At 67.9% G+C, this 18928-nt stretch carries 17 protein-coding genes; 15 read left to right on the top strand and 2 right to left on the bottom strand.

All coding sequences use genetic code 11. The features are described 5' to 3' along the window. Positions 1-14: 14 nt before the first annotated feature. On the bottom strand, positions 15-1727 hold the full coding sequence (locus P7644_RS17105) for a methyl-accepting chemotaxis protein (RefSeq protein ID WP_404300436.1): 1713 nt from the start codon (positions 1725-1727) through the stop codon (positions 15-17). A gap of 279 nt (positions 1728-2006) precedes the next feature. Between P7644_RS17105 and P7644_RS17100 the strand changes: the two genes are divergently transcribed. The 6 genes from P7644_RS17100 (at position 2007) to hslU (ending at position 8080) form a co-directional block, all read left to right on the top strand. Beyond that, complete coding sequence (locus tag P7644_RS17100) at positions 2007-2237, top strand: hexameric tyrosine-coordinated heme protein (RefSeq protein ID WP_404300435.1); 231 nt, start codon at positions 2007-2009, stop codon at positions 2235-2237. Positions 2238-2321: 84 nt separating this feature from the next. Beyond that, positions 2322-3422: a CobW family GTP-binding protein gene (locus P7644_RS17095; protein WP_404300434.1), complete on the top strand. Its 1101-nt coding sequence runs from the start codon at positions 2322-2324 to the stop codon at positions 3420-3422. A gap of 341 nt (positions 3423-3763) precedes the next feature. After that, a complete protein-coding gene (dksA, locus tag P7644_RS17090; protein WP_404300433.1) occupies positions 3764-4255 on the top strand; it encodes an RNA polymerase-binding protein DksA in 492 nt (163 codons plus the stop codon). Between the two features lie 45 nt (positions 4256-4300). Further along, positions 4301-6055 carry an STAS domain-containing protein gene (locus P7644_RS17085; RefSeq protein ID WP_404300432.1) on the top strand — a complete coding sequence of 585 codons (1755 nt, stop codon included), beginning with the start codon at positions 4301-4303 and terminating at the stop codon, positions 6053-6055. 65 nt (positions 6056-6120) lie between these two features. After that, positions 6121-6666: an ATP-dependent protease subunit HslV gene (gene hslV, locus P7644_RS17080; protein ID WP_404300431.1), complete on the top strand. Its 546-nt coding sequence runs from the start codon at positions 6121-6123 to the stop codon at positions 6664-6666. Between the two features lie 70 nt (positions 6667-6736). Continuing rightward, on the top strand, positions 6737-8080 hold the full coding sequence (hslU, locus tag P7644_RS17075) for an ATP-dependent protease ATPase subunit HslU (RefSeq protein ID WP_404300430.1): 1344 nt from the start codon (positions 6737-6739) through the stop codon (positions 8078-8080). Here hslU and P7644_RS17070 read toward each other — a convergent pair. Beyond that, on the bottom strand, positions 8068-8352 hold the full coding sequence (locus P7644_RS17070) for a hypothetical protein (RefSeq protein ID WP_404300429.1): 285 nt from the start codon (positions 8350-8352) through the stop codon (positions 8068-8070). The genes hslU and P7644_RS17070 overlap by 13 nt on opposite strands. Between P7644_RS17070 and mraZ the strand changes: the two genes are divergently transcribed. Genes mraZ through ftsW form a run of 9 tightly spaced genes read left to right on the top strand, consistent with a single transcriptional unit; the run spans position 8344 to position 18905 of the window. Beyond that, positions 8344-8772, top strand: coding sequence for a division/cell wall cluster transcriptional repressor MraZ (gene mraZ, locus P7644_RS17065; protein ID WP_404300428.1), 429 nt, complete (start codon positions 8344-8346; stop codon positions 8770-8772). The two genes, P7644_RS17070 and mraZ, sit on opposite strands and share 9 nt — an antisense overlap. Before the next feature lie 9 nt (positions 8773-8781). Further along, positions 8782-9708, top strand: a complete 927-nt coding sequence (gene rsmH, locus P7644_RS17060; protein ID WP_404300427.1) for a 16S rRNA (cytosine(1402)-N(4))-methyltransferase RsmH — start codon at positions 8782-8784, stop codon at positions 9706-9708. Continuing rightward, positions 9705-10022, top strand: coding sequence for a cell division protein FtsL (ftsL, locus tag P7644_RS17055; protein ID WP_404300426.1), 318 nt, complete (start codon positions 9705-9707; stop codon positions 10020-10022). The genes rsmH and ftsL overlap by 4 nt, the downstream gene beginning before the upstream one ends. After that, on the top strand, positions 10019-11767 hold the full coding sequence (locus P7644_RS17050; RefSeq protein ID WP_404300425.1) for a peptidoglycan D,D-transpeptidase FtsI family protein: 1749 nt from the start codon (positions 10019-10021) through the stop codon (positions 11765-11767). The genes ftsL and P7644_RS17050 overlap by 4 nt, the downstream gene beginning before the upstream one ends. A 2-nt stretch (positions 11768-11769) precedes the next feature. Beyond that, complete coding sequence (locus P7644_RS17045) at positions 11770-13269, top strand: UDP-N-acetylmuramoyl-L-alanyl-D-glutamate--2,6-diaminopimelate ligase (protein WP_404303244.1); 1500 nt, start codon at positions 11770-11772, stop codon at positions 13267-13269. After that, positions 13266-14672: a UDP-N-acetylmuramoyl-tripeptide--D-alanyl-D-alanine ligase gene (murF, locus tag P7644_RS17040; RefSeq protein ID WP_404300424.1), complete on the top strand. Its 1407-nt coding sequence runs from the start codon at positions 13266-13268 to the stop codon at positions 14670-14672. The genes P7644_RS17045 and murF overlap by 4 nt, the downstream gene beginning before the upstream one ends. Then, positions 14663-15841 carry a phospho-N-acetylmuramoyl-pentapeptide-transferase gene (gene mraY, locus P7644_RS17035; RefSeq protein WP_404300423.1) on the top strand — a complete coding sequence of 393 codons (1179 nt, stop codon included), beginning with the start codon at positions 14663-14665 and terminating at the stop codon, positions 15839-15841. The genes murF and mraY overlap by 10 nt, the downstream gene beginning before the upstream one ends. Continuing rightward, a complete protein-coding gene (murD, locus tag P7644_RS17030) occupies positions 15838-17637 on the top strand; it encodes a UDP-N-acetylmuramoyl-L-alanine--D-glutamate ligase (protein WP_404300422.1) in 1800 nt (599 codons plus the stop codon). Before mraY ends, murD begins: the two co-directional genes overlap by 4 nt. A 41-nt stretch (positions 17638-17678) precedes the next feature. Further along, positions 17679-18905, top strand: coding sequence for a putative lipid II flippase FtsW (gene ftsW, locus P7644_RS17025; protein WP_404303243.1), 1227 nt, complete (start codon positions 17679-17681; stop codon positions 18903-18905). The last annotated feature ends 23 nt before the right edge of the window (positions 18906-18928 follow it).

Genomic DNA, 18928 nt, shown 5'->3' with positions numbered 1-18928 from the left:
CCGCAGCCCTGGGGTCAGAAGTTTTCCCACTCGCTCTCGGGCTCCGTTGCCTTGGGCTGGCTGGCGGGGCGGGGGGGCAGTGCTGGCAGCTTGGCCGTCGCCGGCCGGGCGGGAGCTGCGGGGCGCGGCAGCGGTGCCGGGGCGATGGGGTGGGGCAGCGGGCGGCCCACATCCCGGCGCGGGGCCGGGCTGCTGCCCTGGGTGAGCTTGAATACGGCCACGGCCTGTACCAGGTCCTGCGCCTGTCCGTTCAGGCTGGAGGCTGCGGCGGCCATCTGCTCCACCAGCGCTGCATTCTGTTGCGTGGCCTGGTCCATCTGCGTGACGGCCTCGCCGACCTGGGCGACGCCTGCGCTCTGCTCGCTGCTGGCGGCGCTGATCTCGCCCATGATGTCGGTGACGCGGCGGATGCTGCCCACCACCTCCTGCATGGTGGCGCCGGCCCGGTCCACGAGCTGCGAGCCCTGCTCGACGCGCTGCACGCTGTCGGTGATCAAGGCCTTGATCTCCTTGGCCGCCTCGGCGCTGCGGCCGGCCAGGCTGCGCACTTCGCTGGCGACCACGGCAAAACCACGGCCCTGCTCGCCGGCGCGTGCGGCCTCGACGGCGGCGTTCAGCGCCAGGATATTGGTCTGGAAGGCGATGCCGTCGATGACGTTGATGATGTCGGCGATCTTTTTGCTGGAGGCGTTGATGCCGCTCATGGTCTCGACCACCTGGGCCACGACCTCTCCGCCCTGCGCGGCGATGCTGCTGGCGCTCTGAGCCAACTGGTTGGACTGGCGCGCGTTGTCGGCGTTCTGGCGCACGGTGGTGCCCAACTGCTCCATGGACGCGGCCGTTTCCTCCAGCGCGCTGGCCTGGCTCTCGGTGCGTGCCGACAGGTCCTGGTTGCCCTGGGCGATCTCGGCGGAGGCGGTGGCCACGCTCTCGGAGCCCTCGCGCACCTTGCGCACAACATTCACCAGGCCTTGTTGCATGCCCTGCAGGGCCTGCAGCAGGTGGGCGGTCTCGTCCGAGCCCCTGGCCTCGATGCTGCGCGTGAGGTCGCCCGCGGCCACGGCATCGGCGATCGCTACGGCCTCGGAGATCGGGCGGGTGATGGAGCGGATGATCCAGCGCGCCAAGAGCAGCGCCGCGATCAGCGCCACGGCGGTGGCCAGGCCTATGGCCCACTGGATGCTGCGCACCGCGTCCGTGGCCACGGCGATGGAAGCGTCCATGTGGTTGTTCTGGTCATGCACCAGGCCGTTGAGGCCATCGTGGTAGCGGGTGCGCACGGCCGGCATCTCGTCGATCACGATGGCGCGCGCGTCGTCGATGCGGCCGGCCCTGATGGCCTCTATATAGCGGTTCTGCAGCGCGATGTACTGCGCACGCGGGCCCTTGAAATTCTCCATGCCGGCCTTGCCCTGCCCCGAGGTGATCAGCGTCTGCAGCGTCTCCAGCAGCTCGCCGATGCGTTTGCGGGTCTCGAGCACGGCGGCGATATCCCTCTCGAAGCGGTTGGTATCGGGCTCGTGCAGCATGCTGTTGAGCGCGACCTCGTTTGTGCCCAGCAGGTCCTTGATGTCGCGCAGCTTGCTGATTTTCGGGTACTGGTCGTGGACCACGGAGCGCAGGCTGTCATGCACCGTCGTGGTCTTGAGCAGGGCCACGGCGCCCATGAGGATGATCATAAATGCCATCAGGCCAAAGCCCAGGATGAGGCGGGTTCGGATTGTCATGGTGAATCGCAGGGGAGGGTCAATGGGAGCGCAGGGTTTGCGCGCGCAGGCGTTTGGGCCGTGCGGGCTGAATCAGGGGTTGTCGGATTTCACCTAATAGGTAGTAAACCTGATTGATTTGTTTAATTTTACATTTTGCAATTTTATGTTGCATAAAAACCTGCACCCGGCCCGACTCCGTGGCCGTGCGCGCCCGGGGCGCCCTCCAAAATGTCTATGGTTGCCTCGTCCGTGCGGCAGTGGGATAGTGGGCCTCTTTTTTGCAAGGAGGCACACACCATGGCAGATGCTTGGCTCCCCACATTGATCACCGACACGCCCCAGCAAGGCTACGAGCTGGCCATCACCTTGAGCCGGCGCGGCGTCAAGTACACCCAGCCCGACTCTGAGGTGCTGCACAAGCTGCGCCCCGAATACGCCAATGACCATGCGGCGCTGACGGCCGCGTCGCAGGTCATCGCGCTGAACTTCCAGACCGTGGCCGCGGCCAACAATTACTGGCGCAAGTAATGGCTTGACGCTCTCGCTACACTGGACCCTGGTTTGTTTCGCGGCGGCCACCCGGTCGCCGCTTTGCATTTGGAAAGCCCCCCCATGTCCCTGATTCCCGTCACCATCCTCACCGGCTTCCTCGGCTCGGGCAAGACCACGCTGCTCAAGCGCGTGCTGACGGAGGCCCATGGCCAGAAGATCGCCGTGATCGAAAACGAATTCGGCGAGGAAAACATCGACAACGACATCCTGGTCACCGACAGCCAGGAGCAGATCGTGCAGATGAGCAACGGCTGCATCTGCTGCACCATCCGCGAGGACCTGCGTGAGACCCTGCAGCTGCTGGCCGCCAAGCGCCGCAAGGGTCTGCTGCAGTTCGACCGCGTGGTCATCGAGACCACGGGCCTGGCCGACCCCGGCCCCGTGGCCCAGACCTTCTTCATGGACGACGAGATCGCCGAGACCTACCTCATCGACTCCATCCTCACCCTGGTGGACGCCAAGCATGCCCAGCAGCAGCTCGACGAGCGCCAGGAGGCGCGCCGCCAGGTGGGCTTTGCCGACCAGATCTTCCTGTCCAAGACCGACCTGGTGAGCGAGGGCGAGAAGAACGACCTGATCCACCGCATCAAGCACATGAACCCGCGCGCGCCGATCCGCGCCGTGCACTTCGGCGACATTCCCCTGTCCGAGGTGCTGGACCTGCGCGGCTTCAACCTGAACGCCAAGCTCGACATAGACCCCGATTTCCTCAAGGAAGAGGAGGCGCATGACCACGACCACGACCACGACCACGACCACGACCACGACCACGACCATGGCCATGTGCATGACGAACATTGCGGCCATGAGCACCATGACCATGGCGAGCATTGCAAGCACCCGCACCATCATCACCATGACGACGATGTGAAGAGCTTTGTCTACCGCGCCGAGCGCGCCTTCGATCCGGCCAAGCTGGAGGATTTCCTGGGCGCCATCGTCAACATTTATGGCCCGCGCATGCTGCGCTACAAGGGCGTGCTGCACATGCGGGGCACGGAGCGCAAGGTGATCTTCCAGGGCGTGCACCAGCTCATGGGCAGCGACCTGGGGCCGCAGTGGGGCGCCGATGAAAAGCGCCAGAGCAAGATGGTGTTCATCGGCATCGACCTGCCCCGGGACATCTTCCTGCAAGGGCTGGAGCAATGCCTGGCGCAATGAGTCCGGTCACGGGCAAAGCGCACTGCGCCTGTGTGGTATCTGCAACGTTTTGCCCGTGGCTGGCCTGGGTCTATACAATCGCGCCCCGGTAAAAAGGCCATGCCATTCGCACCGCGCCGCCACAGGCCCTAGAAGCCCGTGGATGGCCGGATCCGTACCCATCGCGAGGAGCCAGGAAGTGACTGCACAGTCCACAAAGCCAAGGCACAGCGCGCCGCACCCGCGACGCTGGCCATTGGCCGCGCCAGGCCTTTGGCTTGGCGCCTGCGGGCAATTGCACGTACCATCCTCGGCCCATACGCAGGCGCACCGCGCCTTCACAGCCAGCTTTATTTAGAACCATGAACACGACCCTGCAAAACCCTGTGGCGGCCGCCAAGAAAGATCCCAAGCTGGCCAACAACTGGAAGACCAAGCCTGTTGAAGAGCTGTCGGATGCCGAGGTGCTGTCCATGCCCGACAGCGAGTACATGAACGAGAAACAGCTGGCGTTCTTCCGCCACAAGCTGGTGCAGCTCAAGCAGGACATGCACAACAACGCCGGTGAGACCACCGAGCACCTGCGCGAGGACACCGTGGTCGTGCCCGATCCGGCCGACCGCGCCACCATCGAGGAAGAGCATGCGCTGGAGCTGCGCACGCGCGACCGCGAGCGCAAGCTGCTCAAGAAGATCGAGCAGTCGATCGCGCGCATCGACGCGGGCGACTACGGCTACTGCGACGAAACCGGCGAGGCCATAGGCGTAGGCCGCCTGCTCGCCCGCCCCACGGCCACGCTGTCCCTGGAGGCGCAGCAGCGCCGCGAGCTGAAGCAGAAAATGTTTGGCGACTGAGCCTGAGAGCCGCTCACCAGGCTTGCACAGGCACGGCGTCAATCCATGAGCAAGGAAGAAACCCCTAGCGGCGGACTGCTGTCCAAGGTGGTGAAGTTCGTGCGCAATCCAACGGTCAACTGGTCGGACCTGGATTCGCTCGACGCCGATCGCGACAGCCAGTACAGCAAGCAGATGCTCAAGGAAATGATCGAGCGCAAGCGGCGCAACGATTTCGTGCGCCGCCGCGAGTTCGACCAGCTGCGCAAGCTGCGCCAGCGCGAGGCGCAGCAGGGCCAGCGCCTGGAAGATACGCTGGCGCGGGCCTCGTTCTTCTCGACCAGCATGAATGGGCCTGACGACCGGGCGGATACGCTCAAGAAGATCGACGAGATCGAAGCCCAGATGTCGCAGCAGTGGTGGAAGGGCAGGGATCCGGGTCTGGCATCCACGCAGGCGCCCGCGTTTGCGCCGCCGCCGCCCGCTGCAGGGGGCGGCAGTGAGCCGCAGCGCACCATTGCTGCGCCGTCGCCGTTTGCCCCGGCACAGTCCGCAGCCATGTCTGGGGCGCAGGGGCGGATCGCGGAGCAGGCGCCCGCCTTTGCCCCCACGGCACAGCTAGGCCTGCCCGCCATGGCCGACATGACCCTGCGGGCATCGCCGCGGGACGATGCAGGCGCGTTGCTGGCCGAGCCTCTGCTTGCCCAGGCCGAGGAGGCACAGCCGAGGGTGTTGGAGCAGGAGCCCTTCGTGCATGACCCGGACCTCGAAGAGGCCGCGATCCGCTTCGCCAGCGGCGACTACGACGGCGCCGAGGCGGGCTTGCGGGAGGTCCTGGCGCAGCAGCAGCCGGGCGCTGCGCAGCAGCACGAAACCTGGATGACGCTGTTCGATTTCTATCGCGCCATTGGCCGGCAAGATCCCTTTGACGTGCTGGCCATCGACTATGCGGCGCACTTTGGCCGGTCGGCGCCGCAGTGGTTCTCGCTGCCCGAGCGGCTGGGCCTGCAGGCGCAGTCAAACCCTGCCGCAGCGGTGGCCGTGCAGCGCGAATTCAGCTGGGGCGCACCACCGGCCCTGACCCAGCAGTCTCTGACCGCGCTGCAGGCCGCGCTGGGACGCAGCATGCCGCCGTGGAGGCTGAACTGGACGCGCCTGGCCGAGATCGAGCCGCAGGCCGTCGCGCTCCTGGCGCAGCAGTTCGAGGATTGGGCGGAGCGCGATGTGCAGATCCGCTTTGCGGGTGTGCAGGTGTTGCAAAGCCTGCTGCAATCGCGCACCGTATCGGGCGAGCGCGCGGCCGATCCGCAGTGGTGGCGGCTGCGCCTGGCCGCCTTGCGCCTGATGGGGCTGCATGACGAATTCGAGTTCGTGGCCCTGGATTACTGCGTGACCTATGAGGTGTCGCCGCCGTCCTGGATGTCGCCACGCTGCGGTTACAGCGGCGACGATGGCGCGCAGACGGCGCTCATGCTGGATGGGGTGGACAGCGATCTGCCCATGTCGGGCTTTACCCCGTCGCAGCCGGCGCGCGCCGAAGAAGGTCCGGTGGCTGCTTTGCAAGGGACCATCGACGGCGATGCCAGGCCGGCGCTCCAGCCCCTGGAGGCGCTGGCGCGTCCGGGGGTGCCGCTGGTGGTGTCTTGCGACCGCCTGGTGCGCATGGACTTTGCCGCGGTGGGTTCGGCGCTGAACTGGGCCGCCGAGCAGCAGGCGCAGGGGCGGGCGGTGCATTTCTCGCAGCTGCACCGCCTGGTGGCGGTGCTATTCAACATGATCGGCCTCAACGAGCACGCCCGCGTCACGCCCCGCAGGGATTGAATTTTTTGGGCCGCGTTGCCTGGCACGGCTTGCAAACGGGGCCGCGGCCCCCACATGCCATCCCCATGGAACAGTACCACGGCACCACCATTCTCAGCGTTCGCCGCCAGACGGCGCACGGTATCCAGGTCGCCCTCGGGGGCGACGGCCAGGTCACCCTGGGCAATATCGTCGTCAAGGGTACGGCGCGCAAGGTGCGCAAGCTCTACCAGGGGCGGGTGCTGGCGGGCTTTGCCGGCGCCACGGCCGACGCCTTCACGCTGTTCGAGCGCTTCGAGGCCAAGCTGGAAAAGCACCAGGGCCAGCTCACGCGCGCGGCCATCGAGCTCACCAAGGAGTGGCGCACCGACCGCGTGCTGCGTCGCCTGGAAGCCATGCTGGCCGTGGCCGACCATTCCGCCTCGCTGATCATCACCGGCAACGGCGACGTGCTGGAGCCCGAAGAGGGCATCGTCGCCATCGGCTCGGGCGGCGCCTATGCGCATTCGGCCGCCAAGGCCCTGCTGCACAACACCGAGCTGCCAGCCGTGGACATCGTCAAGAAGTCGCTGGAGATCGCGGGCGAGCTGTGCATCTACACCAACATGCACCACACCATCGAAACGCTGTGAGCGTTGCACTATTTATTTTGTAGCTGCCAGCGCTTGTCTGATAGGCGTTGAAGCCTTAATTGGTTCAAAAATGTCCTCCATGACCCCCCAGGAAATCGTCTCCGAGCTCGACCACCACATCGTGGGCCAGGCGGCCGCCAAGCGCGCCGTGGCCATCGCGCTGCGCAACCGCTGGCGCCGCCAGCAGGTGGATAGCAGCCTGCGCCAGGAAATCACGCCCAAGAACATCCTCATGATCGGCCCCACCGGCGTGGGCAAGACCGAGATCGCGCGGCGCCTGGCGCGCCTGGCCGATGCGCCCTTCATCAAGGTCGAGGCCACCAAGTTCACCGAGGTGGGCTATGTGGGCAAGGATGTGGACTCCATCGTGCGCGACCTGGTCGAGGTGGCCGTGAAGCAGACGCGCGAGCAGGACATGAAGAAGGTGCGCGCGCGCGCCGAGGACGCGGCCGAGGAGCGCATCCTGGACGTGCTGATTCCCCCACCGCGCAGCGCCGGCTTCGATGCCCCGCGCGGCAGCGAGGGTGCGGCCAGCGACGGTACGGCGCGCCAGGTGTTCCGCAAGAAGCTGCGCGAGGGGCTGCTCGATGACAAGGAGATCGAGGTCGATCTCGCCGATGCGCGCCCGCAGCTGGAGATCATGGGCCCGCAGGGCATGGAGGAAATGGCCGAGCAGCTGCGCGGCATGTTCAGCCAGCTCGGCCAGGAGCGGCGCCGCTCGCGCAAGCTCAAGATCGCCGAGGCCCTGCGGCTGCTCACCGATGAGGAAGCGGCCAAGCTGGTGAACGAGGAAGAGGTCAGGAACCGGGCCCTGCACAACGCCGAGCAGAACGGCATCGTCTTCATCGACGAGATCGACAAGGTGGCATCGCGCCAGGAAAGCAGCGGGGCCGATGTCTCGCGCCAGGGCGTGCAGCGCGACCTGCTGCCGCTGGTGGAGGGCACGACGGTGTCCACCAAGTACGGCATGGTCAAGACCGACCACATCCTGTTCATTGCCTCGGGCGCCTTCCACCTGGCCAAGCCCAGCGACCTGATCCCCGAGCTGCAGGGGCGCTTTCCGATCCGCGTGGAGCTGGGCTCGCTGTCGGTGCAGGACTTCGAGGCCATCCTCACCCAGACCCATGCCTCCCTGGTCAAGCAGTACCAGGCGCTGCTGGCCACCGAGGGCGTGCAGCTTGCGTTCACGCCCGAGGGCATCACGCGCCTGGCGCATATTGCCTATGACGTGAACGAGCGTACCGAGAACATCGGCGCGCGCCGCCTGTCCACGGTGATGGAGCGGCTGCTCGACGAGGTCAGCTTCGACGCCACCCGGCTCTCGGGCCAGACGGTGCTGGTGGACGCCGACTACGTCAACGCGCGCCTGCAGACCCTGAGCCAGGATGAGGATCTGTCGCGCTACATTTTGTGACGATGATGGGCCGTCTGCGCCAAGCCTTCATGAATCACTTGCATACCTGCATCTAAGTACTTAATCAATAAAGGATTCCACTTGATTTTTGCCTTCAAATAAGGCGCTAAGTCATTGATTTCATTGCAAAATTTTGTCGATTCCCCTATTGGCTGGCGTGCTTTTCCTGCTACAGTGCAAAAAAGTGCAATTAAGTGGTGAAAAGTGCCCTTCGCGCCCCAGAATCGGAGCCGAAAGGGTAGTCCAAGCAGGGGGCTGGGTTCGTGTTTCAAGGGGCGTCATCGCTGAGTCTGGATGCCAAGGGGCGGCTATCAGTGCCGACCCGGCATCGTGACGCCCTGAGCGCAATGGCCGCCGGCCAGCTGACCATCACCAAACATCCGGATGGCTGCCTGATGGTCTTTCCGCGCCCCGAGTGGGAAAAGTTCCGCGCGCGCATCGCCCAGCTGCCCATGTCTGCCCAGTGGTGGAAGCGCATCTTTCTGGGCAACGCCATGGATGTGGAGATGGACGGCACGGGCCGCGTGCTGATCTCGCCCGAGCTGCGCGAGGCCGCGGGCCTGGCCAGGGACGCCATCCTGCTGGGCATGGGCAACCACTTCGAGCTCTGGGACAAGGCGAGCTACGAGGCCAAGGAGGCCGCGGCCATGCAGGCCGAGATGCCCGACGTGTTCAAAGATTTCTCCTTCTGAGGGCTGCGCGTGAACCAGTCCCTGCAACACACCACGGTTTTGCTCGACGAGGCGGTCGACGCCCTGCTCGGCGGCGCTGCCGCGCCGACGGGCTGCTTTGTCGACGGCACCTTCGGGCGCGGCGGGCATTCGCGGCTGATACTGCAGCGGCTCGGGCCCCAGGGGCGGTTGCTGGCCTTCGACAAGGATCCGGCAGCCATCCAGGAGGCGGCGCGCATCAAGGATGCGCGCTTTTCCATTCGGCACCAGGGCTTTTCGCACCTGGGCGAACTGCCTGCCGCCAGCGCCGCCGGGGTGCTGCTGGACCTGGGCGTGAGCTCCCCGCAGATCGACGATCCGCAGCGCGGCTTCAGTTTCCGATTCGACGGCCCGCTGGACATGCGCATGGACACCACGCGCGGCCAGAGCGTGGCCGATTGGCTGGCAGATGCCGAGGCGGCACAAATTGCGGAGGTGATACGTGACTACGGCGAAGAACGGTTTGCTGGCCCCATTGCAAAGGCGATTGTTGCTTGGCGCACGCAGCGCGGCCCCATTGGCAGCACTGCCGAGCTGGCCGACATCGTGGCTGGCGCGGTCAAGACCCGCGAGCCGGGCCAGAACCCTGCAACGCGCACATTTCAGGCGCTCCGGATTTTCATCAACGCCGAGCTTGAGGAACTGCAGCACGCGCTAGAGGCCAGCCTGCAGGTGCTGGCGCCCGGCGGCCGCCTGGTCGTGATCAGCTTTCATTCGCTCGAAGACCGCATCGTCAAGCAGTTCATCGCCCAGCACTCCAAGGAGGTGTTCGACCGCCGCGCGCCGTTTGCCGCGCCCCAGCCCATGCGCCTGAAGGCCCTTGCGCGCATCAAGCCCGGCGCGGCCGAGGTGGCGGCCAACCCGCGCGCGCGCAGCGCCGTGATGCGCGTAGCCGAGCGCACCGAGGTGCCGGCATGACCAGAGTCAGTGCCGTGCTGCTGCTGGCCGTGATGGCCAGCGCGCTGTATCTGGTGCACACCCAGTACCAGTCACGCCGCCTGTACACCGAGCTCGATCGCGCGCTGGCCGAGTCGCGGCGCCTGGAGACCGAGCACCAGCGCCTGCAGGTGGAAAAGCGTGCCCAGGCCACGCCGCTGCGCGTGGAGCGCCTGGCGCGCGACAAGCTGCAGATGCGCACGGCCACGCCGGCCATCACGCACTACGTGACGGCCGATGGCGGGCCCGTTGCCGCGCCGCAGGCCGCTCCTGCCCCGGTGAAAGGCAGGCCATGAGCAGCCGCAGCGTGAATTACACCTCCAGCCCGCTGCTGGCGAGCCGCACGCCGCTGTGGCGCAGCCAGTTCATCGTGGCCGGCATGGCGCTGGCCTTCCTGGGCCTGGCCGGGCGCGCCGCCTATGTGCAGGTGTTCGGCAACGCCTTCTTCCAGCGCCAGGGCGAGGTGCGCTTTGCGCGCACGCTGGAGCTGCCGGCCAACCGTGGCCGCATCCTGGATCGCAACGGCCTGATCCTGGCCTCCAGCGTGCCGGCGGCCAGCATCTGGGCCATCCCCGAGGATGTGGAGCAGGACAAGCCCGAGGTGAAGCAAAAGCTCAAGGAGCTGGCGCGCCTCATGGGCATGCCGCTGCCGGCCCTCATGGCCAAGCTGGCCGATGAGGACAAGACTTTCGTCTGGATCAAGCGCCAGCTCGACTGGGAGGTGGGCCAGCAGATCGCCGCCCTGGGGCTCAAGGGCATCTACCAGCGCAAGGAGTACAAGCGCCAATACCCCGAGGGCGAGTCCGCCGCCCACGTGGTGGGCTTCACCAATGTGGAGGACCATGGCCAGGAGGGCATGGAGCTGGCTTTCGACAAGGAGCTGGCCGGCAAGCCCGGTTCGCGCCGCGTGATCAAAGACCGCCTGGGCCGCGTGGTCGAGGGCGTGGGCGCCGAGGTGCCGCCCGTCGACGGACGCGACATGCAGCTGTCCATCGACAGCAAGGTGCAGTTCTTTGCCTACCAGAAGCTGCGCGACACCGTGGCCGAGCACAAGGCCAAGGCCGGCAGCGTGGTGGTGCTGGACGCCCACACCGGCGAGGTGCTGGCCCTGGCCAACTACCCCAGCTACGACCCCGGCCGGCGCGTGAACCTGACGGGCGAGCAGCTGCGCAACCGCGCGCTCACCGACGTGTTCGAGCCTGGCTCGACCATGAAGCCCATCACCATCGGCCTGGCGCTCAACAGCGGCCGCGTGCGGCCCGAGACGGTGATCGACACCAGCCCCGGGCGCCTGACCATCACCGGCTCGACCATCAGCGACACGCACAGCTATGGCGCGCTGACCGTGGAGGGGGTGGTGCAGAAGTCGAGCAACGTGGGCACGACAAAAATAGCCATGCAGATGCCGGCGCGGGAGATGTGGGAGACCTTCTCCGCCTTGGGTTTCGGGCAGAAGCCCCAGATCGCCTTCCCCGGCGCCGTGAGCGGCCGCCTGCGCCCCTACAAGAACTGGCGCCCCATCGAACAGGCCACCATGTCCTATGGCTACGGTCTGTCGGCCAGCCTGTTCCAGATGGCGCGCTCCTACACCGTGTTCGCCAATGGCGGCAAGGTGATACAGGCCACCATGCTCAAGACCGACCAGAGCGCCGTGGGCGTGCCGGTGTTCTCCGAGCGCACCTCAACCCAAGTGCGCAAGATGCTGCAGATGGCCGCCGGCCCCGGCGGCACGGGCCAGAAGGCGCAGACCGTGGGCTACTCCGTGGGCGGCAAGTCGGGCACGGCGCGCAAGCAGGTGGGCAAGAGCTACGCCGCGGGCAAGTACCGCGCCTGGTTCACGGGCCTGGCGCCGGTGGACAAGCCGCGCATCATCGTCGCCGTGATGATCGACGAGCCCAGCAATGGCGTGATCTACGGCGGCGCCGTGGCCGCGCCCGTGTTCAGCGAGGTGGTGCAGCAGACGCTGCGCATGATGGGCGAGGCCCCCGACATGGCCGTCAAGCCCTTGATCGTCACCAACGCCGTGGAGGAATCACTGTGAGCATGCTGCATCAGCTGGCATCCGTGGACCAAGCCGTGGCCTGGCTGCGTGCGCGCGTCACCGGCACGCTGCAAACCGACAGCCGCCTGGTACAGCCCGGCGACGCCTTCATTGCCTGGCCCGGCGCGGCCACCGACGGGCGGGCCCATGTGGGCGACGCCATGGCGCGTGGCGCAGTCGCCTGCCTGGTGGAGTGCGATGGCGTCGAGGCATTTGCCCTGGGCGGCTCGCAGATCGCGGCGCTGCGTGGCCTCAAGGCGGCCACGGGCCTGATTGCGGCCGCATGGTTCGGCCAGCCCAGCGAACGCCTGCAGGTGCTGGCCGTGACCGGCACGAACGGCAAGACCAGCACCGCCTGGTGGCTGGCCGATGCCCTGAATCAACTATCAAAACAGGAGCTTCCAGCGCTTGCTGGTTGTGCCTTGGTGGGCACTTTGGGTGTTGGCGTGCCGCCCGGCCTCAGCAGCACGGGCATGACCACGCCCGACCCCGTGCGCCTGCAGCGCGCCTTTGCCGAGTTTGCCCAGGCGGGGCTGGGGGCCTGCGCCATAGAGGCCTCGTCCATAGGCCTGGTCGAGCGGCGCCTGGCCGGCACGCAGATCAGCGTGGCGCTGTTCACCAATTTCACCCAGGACCATCTGGACTACCACCACGACATGGCTGCCTACTGGCAGGCCAAGCGCATGCTGTTCGACTGGCCGGGCCTGCGCGTGGCCGTGCTCAACATCGACGATGCGCAGGGCGCAAAGCTGCACGCCGAGCTGCAGGGCGGCAGCCTGGATCTGTGGAGCGTTTCCATCCAGGGCCCGGCGCGGCTGCAGGCCAAAGACATCGTGCACCGCGGTGCGGGCCTGGCCTTTACCGTGGTCGAGGGCGCAGAGTCCCGGCCGCTGCAGACGCAGCTCATCGGCCTGTACAACGTGTCCAACCTGCTCGGCGTGATCGCCGGCCTGCGCGCCCTGGGCGTGCCCTTGGTGTCGGCGCTCGCGGCCTGCGCGCGCCTGGCGCCCGTGCCCGGCCGCATGCAGCAGCTGGCCTTCGCCGGGCAACCGCTGGTGGCCGTGGACTACGCCCACACGCCCGACGCGCTGCACCAGGCGCTGGCGGCCCTCAGGCCCATGGCGGCGCAGCGCGGCGGACGGCTGTGGTGCGTGTTTGGCTGCGGCGGCAACCGCGACGCCGGCAAGCGCCCGCTGATGGGCGCGGTGGCGCAGCGCGAGGCCGACCGCGTCATCGTCACCAGCGACAACCCGCGCGGCGAGGAGCCGCGCGCCATCATCCACCAGATCCTGCAGGGCATGATTGCCGGCACCAGCGTGAGCGCCGAGCAAGACCGCGCCGCTGCCATTGCCCAGGCCGTGGCCGAGGCCGCCCCCGCCGACGTGGTGCTGATCGCCGGCAAGGGCCACGAGGATTACCAGGAGACGGCCGGCCGGCGCCAGCCGTTTTCCGACATGGCGCAGGCGCGCGCAGCGCTCGCCCGCAGAGGAGCCGTGGCATGAGCCACACCGATACCCCCCCCATGATGAGCCTGCAGCAGGCCCATGAACTGCTGCGCGCGCGCATACCCGCGGCGCGCCTGGTCGGCGACGGCGCCACGCCGCTCGCGCGCGTGCACACCGACACGCGCACGCTGGCCGCGGGCGACCTGTTCGTCGCGCTGAAGGGCGAGCGCTTTGACGCCAACCGCTTTTTGCCCCAGGCGGGCGCGGCCGGTGCCGCTGCCGCCATGGCCCATGGCGGCCTGGAGGCCGCGGGCCTGCCCGGCATAGAGGTGCCCGACACCCTGGCGGCCCTGGGTGTGCTGGCCGCGGGCTGGCGCGCGCAGTTCGCCCTGCCGCTCGTCGCCGTCACGGGCAGCAACGGCAAGACCACGGTCACGCAGATGATCGCGGCCGTGCTGCGCGCCTGGAAGGGCAATGCGGCCCTGGCCACGCAGGGCAATTTCAACAACGACGTGGGCCTGCCGCTCACGCTGCTGCGCCTGTCTGCCGCGCACGAGGCGGCGGTGGTCGAGCTGGGCATGAACCACCCGGGCGAGATCGCCTACCTGGCGGACATCGCGCAGCCCACGGTGGCCCTGGTCAACAACGCCCAGCGCGAGCACCTGGAGTTCATGCACACGGTGGATGCCGTGGCGCGCGAGAACGGCAGCGTGCTCGGGGCACTGTCCGCCGATGGCGTGGCGGTGTTTCCCGCTGCCGATCCGTTCACCGCCCTGTGGCGCGAACTGGCGGGCGGGCGCCGCTGCCTCACGTTCGGCGATGACGTGGGTGAGGTGCGCTGCGCCGCCGCGCGCTGGGACGACGGCGCCTGGCAGGTGCGCGTGGACACCCCCCAGGGCGGGTTCGACACACGCCTGGCCATTGCCGGCCGCCACAACGTCACCAATGCCCTGGCGGCCACCGCCTGCGCCCTGGCCGCGGGCGTGCCGCTGCAGTCCATCGCCCAGGGCCTGGCGGCCTTCGAGCCGGTGAAGGGACGCTCGCGCGCCTTTGCCGTGCGCCACCAGCGCCGCGCCATCACGGTGGTGGACGACAGCTACAACGCCAACCCCGACTCGGTGCGCGCCGCCATCGAGGTGCTGGCCGACCTGCCGGGCCCGCGCCTGCTGGTGCTGGGCGACATGGGCGAGGTGGGCAACCAGGGGCCGCAGTTCCATGCCGAGGCCGGCGCGCAGGCGCGCGAGCGCGGCATAGAGCAGGTGTTTGCCCTGGGGCATTTGAGCACCCACGCCGTGCGCGCCTGCGGGCCGGCGGCGCGGCATTTCGAGGACATGGCATCGCTGCTGGCGGCGGTGCGTGCACGGCTGCCCGAGGTGGGCAGCGTGCTGGTGAAGGGATCGCGCTTCATGAGGATGGAACAGGTGGTGCAGGCCATTCAAGAGGAGGGCGCATGCTCCTGATGCTGTCGCAATGGCTGCAGGGCCTGTCGCCCGAGTTCGGCTTTCTGCGTGTGTTCCAGTACATCACCTTCCGCGCGGTGATGGCGGCGCTGACGGCGCTGCTCATCGGCCTGGTGGCCGGCCCCAGGGTCATCCGCATGCTGGCGGCGCTCAAGATCGGCCAGCCCATCCGCGGCTATGCTATGCAGTCGCACCTGTCCAAGAGCGGCACGCCCACCATGGGCGGGGTGCTGATCCTGCTGTGCATTGCGATCTCCACGCTGCTGTGGTTCGACCTGTCCAACCGCTTCGTGTGGATCGTGCTGATCGTCACGCTGGGCTTTGGCGCCATAGGCTGGGCGGACGACTGGCGCAAGGTGGTGAACAAGGACCCCGAGGGCATGCGCTCGCGCGAGAAGTATTTATGGCAGTCGGCGATCGGCCTGGCCGCCGCCCTGTACCTGGTGTTCAGCATCTCCGAGAACTCCAACGCGCGCGTGTTCGAGCTCTTCGTCACCTGGATCAAGTCCGGCTTTGCGCTGGACCTGCCCCCGAAGGCCGGCCTGCTCCTGCCCTTCTTCAAGGAGGTCAGCTACCCGCTGGGCGTGCTCGGCTTCGTGATCCTGACCTACCTGGTGATCGTGGGCGCAAGCAATGCCGTGAACCTGACCGACGGCCTGGACGGCCTGGCCATCATGCCGGTGGTCATGGTGGGCGCCTCCCTGGGCATCTTTGCCTATGTGACGGGGAATGCAAGCTTTGCCAAGTACCTGCTGTTCCCCTACATCGCGGGCTCTGGCGAGCTGATGATCTTCTGCTCGGCGATGGCCGGCGCGGGCCTGGCCTTCCTGTGGTTCAACGCCCACCCGGCCCAGGTCTTCATGGGCGACGTCGGCGCGCTGGCCCTGGGCGGCGCCCTGGGCACCATCGCCGTCATCGTGCGCCAGGAGATCGTGCTGGCCATCATGGGCGGCATTTTCGTGGTCGAGGCCCTGTCGGTGATGCTGCAGGTGGCCTGGTTCAAGTACACCAAGCGCCGCTACGGCGAGGGCCGGCGCCTGTTGAAGATGGCGCCGCTGCACCACCATTTCGAGAAGAGCGGCTGGAAGGAGACGCAGGTCGTCGTGCGCTTCTGGATCATCACCATGCTGCTGTGCCTCGTGGGCCTGTCCACGCTGAAACTGCGATGAACACCGAACACCACGACTCCCAGCAACCGATGGCGCAGCCTGCGCCGGCCCCGGTGGCCGCGCCCGCGTTCGACTACCAGGCACCGGCGGTGTCCGCCGCCGCGCAGGCCAAGGAGTTTGTGGCGCGCATCTTTGCCGACGTGGGTGCCGCCGACGAGCCCGAGGCCGGCGCGCCCGTGACCGTGACGGGCGTTGAGGCGGTCGATGCGGCCGCCGCCGCAGCGGCCGATGAGCCGCCCCTCGCCGCGCCTGTCACCCACCCCGGCGAGGGCCTGGCGCCGCTGGCCGGCCGGCGCGTGCTGGTCCTGGGCCTGGGCGCATCCGGCATGGCCATGGCGCGCTGGTGCGTGCGCTGCGGCGCCCAGGTGCTGGTGGCCGACACGCGCGAGAACCCGCCGCAGCTGGCCGCGCTGCAGGCCGAGCTGCCCCAGGTGCAGTTCATCGCCGGGGCCTTCGATGCGCGCCTGGTCGAGGGTAGCGGCCTGCATGCCGTGTACCGCTCGCCCGGCCTGAGTCCGGCCGAGATTGCTCCTGTAGTGATAGCTGCCAGCGCTTTGCAGATAAGCGTTGGAGGCGAATTGGATCTGTATTTCATGGCCCTGCGCGAGCTGCGCGCCAGCCATGGCTATGCGCCCGCCGTGCTGGCCGTCACGGGCACGAATGGCAAGACCACCGTGACTTCGCTCACGGCCCGGCTGGTCGAATGCGCGGACAAGCGCGTGGCCGTGGCCGGCAACATCGGCCCCACGCTGCTCGATACCCTGGGCCAGCGCCTGGACGCGGGCGACCTGCCCGAGGTCTGGGTGCTGGAGCTGTCCAGCTTCCAGCTCGACGGCGTGACGGGCTTCGAGCCCACGGCCGCCGCCGTGCTCAACATCAGCCAGGACCACCTGGACTGGCACGGCAGCCTGCAGGCCTATGCCGCGGCCAAGGCGCGCATCTTTGGCGCCACGGGCCTGATGGTGCTGAACCGCGAGGATCCTGTGGTCATGGCCATGCTGCCCCCGCCGGTGCGCGTGAAGCTGCAAAAACCGCAACCGCGCGCTCATGTGACCTTTGGCGCCGACATGCCGCAGCGCCCGGGCGACTTCGGCATCGAGGTCGTGAGCGGCATGGCCTGGCTGGTGCGCGCGCACGAGGCCGATGAGACCGCCAGGCGCGGCAGGAACGTGCAGGAGGCCGAGCTGCACATCCAGCGCCTGATGCCCGCCGATGCGCTGCGCATCCGCGGCCGGCACAACGCCTGCAACGCCCTGGCCGCGCTGGCCCTGGCCCAGGCCGCGGGCTGCCAGCTTGCGCCCATGCTCTACGGCCTGCGCGAATACCGCGGCGAGCCGCACCGCGTCGAGTCCATAGGCATGGTGCAGGGCGTGGAGTATTTCGACGACAGCAAGGGCACGAACGTGGGCGCCACGGTGGCGGCGCTGGCCGGGCTGGGCGCGGATCGGCGCCTGGTGGTGATCCTGGGCGGCGATGGCAAGGGGCAGGACTTCTCGCCGCTGGCCGCGCCCGTGGCGCGCCATGTGCGCGCGGCGGTGCTGATCGGCCGCGACGCGCCGCAGATCCACGCCGCGCTGGCGGGCAGCGGCGTGCCCCTGCTGGACGCCACGACCTTGGCCGAGGCCGTGCAGCTGGCCAGCCAGCGCGCCCATGCGGGCGATGCCGTGCTGCTGTCGCCGGCCTGCGCCAGCCTGGACATGTTCGACAACTACGCCCACCGGGCGCGCGTGTTTTGCGACGCCGTGCAGGCCCTGGCCGAGGATGCGGGCCAGAGCCTGGAAGGAGGGCCGGCATGAGCGAGGCCGTACGCCCCGGACCGTGGCAGCGCCTGCGCGCCATGATGGGTGCGACCGCGCCCGAGGCCGCCGACCGGCTGCCCGTGCGCGTGGGCGGCACCGAGTACCGCCGCACCGCGGCCACGCCCGCGCATGTGCTGGGCTTTGACCAGGCGCTCTTGTGGGTGGTGGTGCTGCTGCTGGCCTTCAGCGTGGTGATGGTGTATTCGGCCTCCATCGCCATGCCGGACAACCCGCGCTTTGGCAACATCGCGCCCACGCATTTCGTGCTGCGCCATGTGATCGCCATCGGCGTGGGCTTCGTGGGCGCGCTGCTGGCCTTCCAGGTGCCCATGAACACCTGGGAGCGTGCGGCGCCCTGGCTCTTCGTGGCCTCCATCGTGCTGCTCATCGCCGTGCTGATTCCGCATGTGGGCGTGGTGGTGAATGGCGCGCGGCGCTGGCTCAGCCTGGGGGTCATGAACTTCCAGCCTTCGGAGCTGGCGAAGTTCGCCGTGCTGATCTACGCCGCCGACTACATGGTGCGCAAGATGGAGGTCAAGGAGCGCTTTTTCCGCGCCGTGCTGCCCATGGGCGCGGCCGTGGCCGTGGTGGGCGCGCTGCTGCTGGCCGAGCCCGACATGGGTGCCTTCATGGTGATCGCCGTGATCGCCATGGGCATCCTGTTCCTGGGCGGCGTGAACGCGCGCATGTTCTTCCTCATCGCCGCGGTGCTGGTGGCGGCGTTTGCCGTCATCGTCATGACCAGCCCCTGGCGGCGCGAGCGCATCTTTGCCTACCTCGATCCGTTCAGCGAGGCGCACGCGCTGGGCAAGGGCTACCAGCTGTCGCACGCGCTGATCGCCATCGGGCGCGGCGAGATCTTCGGCGTGGGCCTGGGGGCCAGCGTGGAGAAGCTGCACTGGCTGCCCGAGGCGCACACCGACTTCCTGCTGGCCGTGATCGGCGAGGAGTTCGGCCTGGTGGGCGTGCTCACCCTCATCGTGCTGTTCCTGTGGCTCACGCGGCGCATCATGCAGATCGGCCGCCAGGCGATTGCGCTGGACCGCGTGTTCTCGGGCCTGGTGGCCCAGGGCGTGGGCATTTGGGTGGGCTTCCAGGCCTTCATCAACATGGGCGTGAACCTGGGCGCGCTGCCCACCAAGGGGCTGACGCTGCCGCTGATGAGCTTTGGCGGCTCGGCCATCCTGATGAACCTGGTCGCCATCGCGGTGGTACTCAGGGTGGACTATGAAAACAAGCTCCTCATGCGCGGAGGCCGCGTATGAGGAGCTTGTTTCACCAGAATAAA

This window comes from Alicycliphilus denitrificans, assembly GCF_044792555.1.
Taxonomy (GTDB): Bacteria; Pseudomonadota; Gammaproteobacteria; order Burkholderiales; family Burkholderiaceae_C; genus Alicycliphilus; species Alicycliphilus denitrificans_A.
Note: the sequence above shows the minus strand (reverse complement) of the source record. Positions and strands in the feature narration are given on the sequence as shown.

Coding starts and splice junctions, on each gene's coding strand:
- P7644_RS17045 (WP_404303244.1), top strand. CDS start 11,770: ATGCTGCATCAGCTGGCATCCGTGGACCAAGCCGTGGCCTGGCTGCGT.
- murF (WP_404300424.1), top strand. CDS start 13,266: ATGAGCCACACCGATACCCCCCCCATGATGAGCCTGCAGCAGGCCCAT.
- ftsW (WP_404303243.1), top strand. CDS start 17,679: ATGATGGGTGCGACCGCGCCCGAGGCCGCCGACCGGCTGCCCGTGCGC.
- hslV (WP_404300431.1), top strand. CDS start 6,121: ATGGAACAGTACCACGGCACCACCATTCTCAGCGTTCGCCGCCAGACG.
- P7644_RS17050 (WP_404300425.1), top strand. CDS start 10,019: ATGAGCAGCCGCAGCGTGAATTACACCTCCAGCCCGCTGCTGGCGAGC.
- murD (WP_404300422.1), top strand. CDS start 15,838: ATGAACACCGAACACCACGACTCCCAGCAACCGATGGCGCAGCCTGCG.
- P7644_RS17095 (WP_404300434.1), top strand. CDS start 2,322: ATGTCCCTGATTCCCGTCACCATCCTCACCGGCTTCCTCGGCTCGGGC.
- ftsL (WP_404300426.1), top strand. CDS start 9,705: ATGACCAGAGTCAGTGCCGTGCTGCTGCTGGCCGTGATGGCCAGCGCG.
- hslU (WP_404300430.1), top strand. CDS start 6,737: ATGTCCTCCATGACCCCCCAGGAAATCGTCTCCGAGCTCGACCACCAC.
- dksA (WP_404300433.1), top strand. CDS start 3,764: ATGAACACGACCCTGCAAAACCCTGTGGCGGCCGCCAAGAAAGATCCC.
- mraY (WP_404300423.1), top strand. CDS start 14,663: ATGCTCCTGATGCTGTCGCAATGGCTGCAGGGCCTGTCGCCCGAGTTC.
- P7644_RS17085 (WP_404300432.1), top strand. CDS start 4,301: ATGAGCAAGGAAGAAACCCCTAGCGGCGGACTGCTGTCCAAGGTGGTG.
- P7644_RS17105 (WP_404300436.1), bottom strand. CDS start 1,727: ATGACAATCCGAACCCGCCTCATCCTGGGCTTTGGCCTGATGGCATTT.
- P7644_RS17100 (WP_404300435.1), top strand. CDS start 2,007: ATGGCAGATGCTTGGCTCCCCACATTGATCACCGACACGCCCCAGCAA.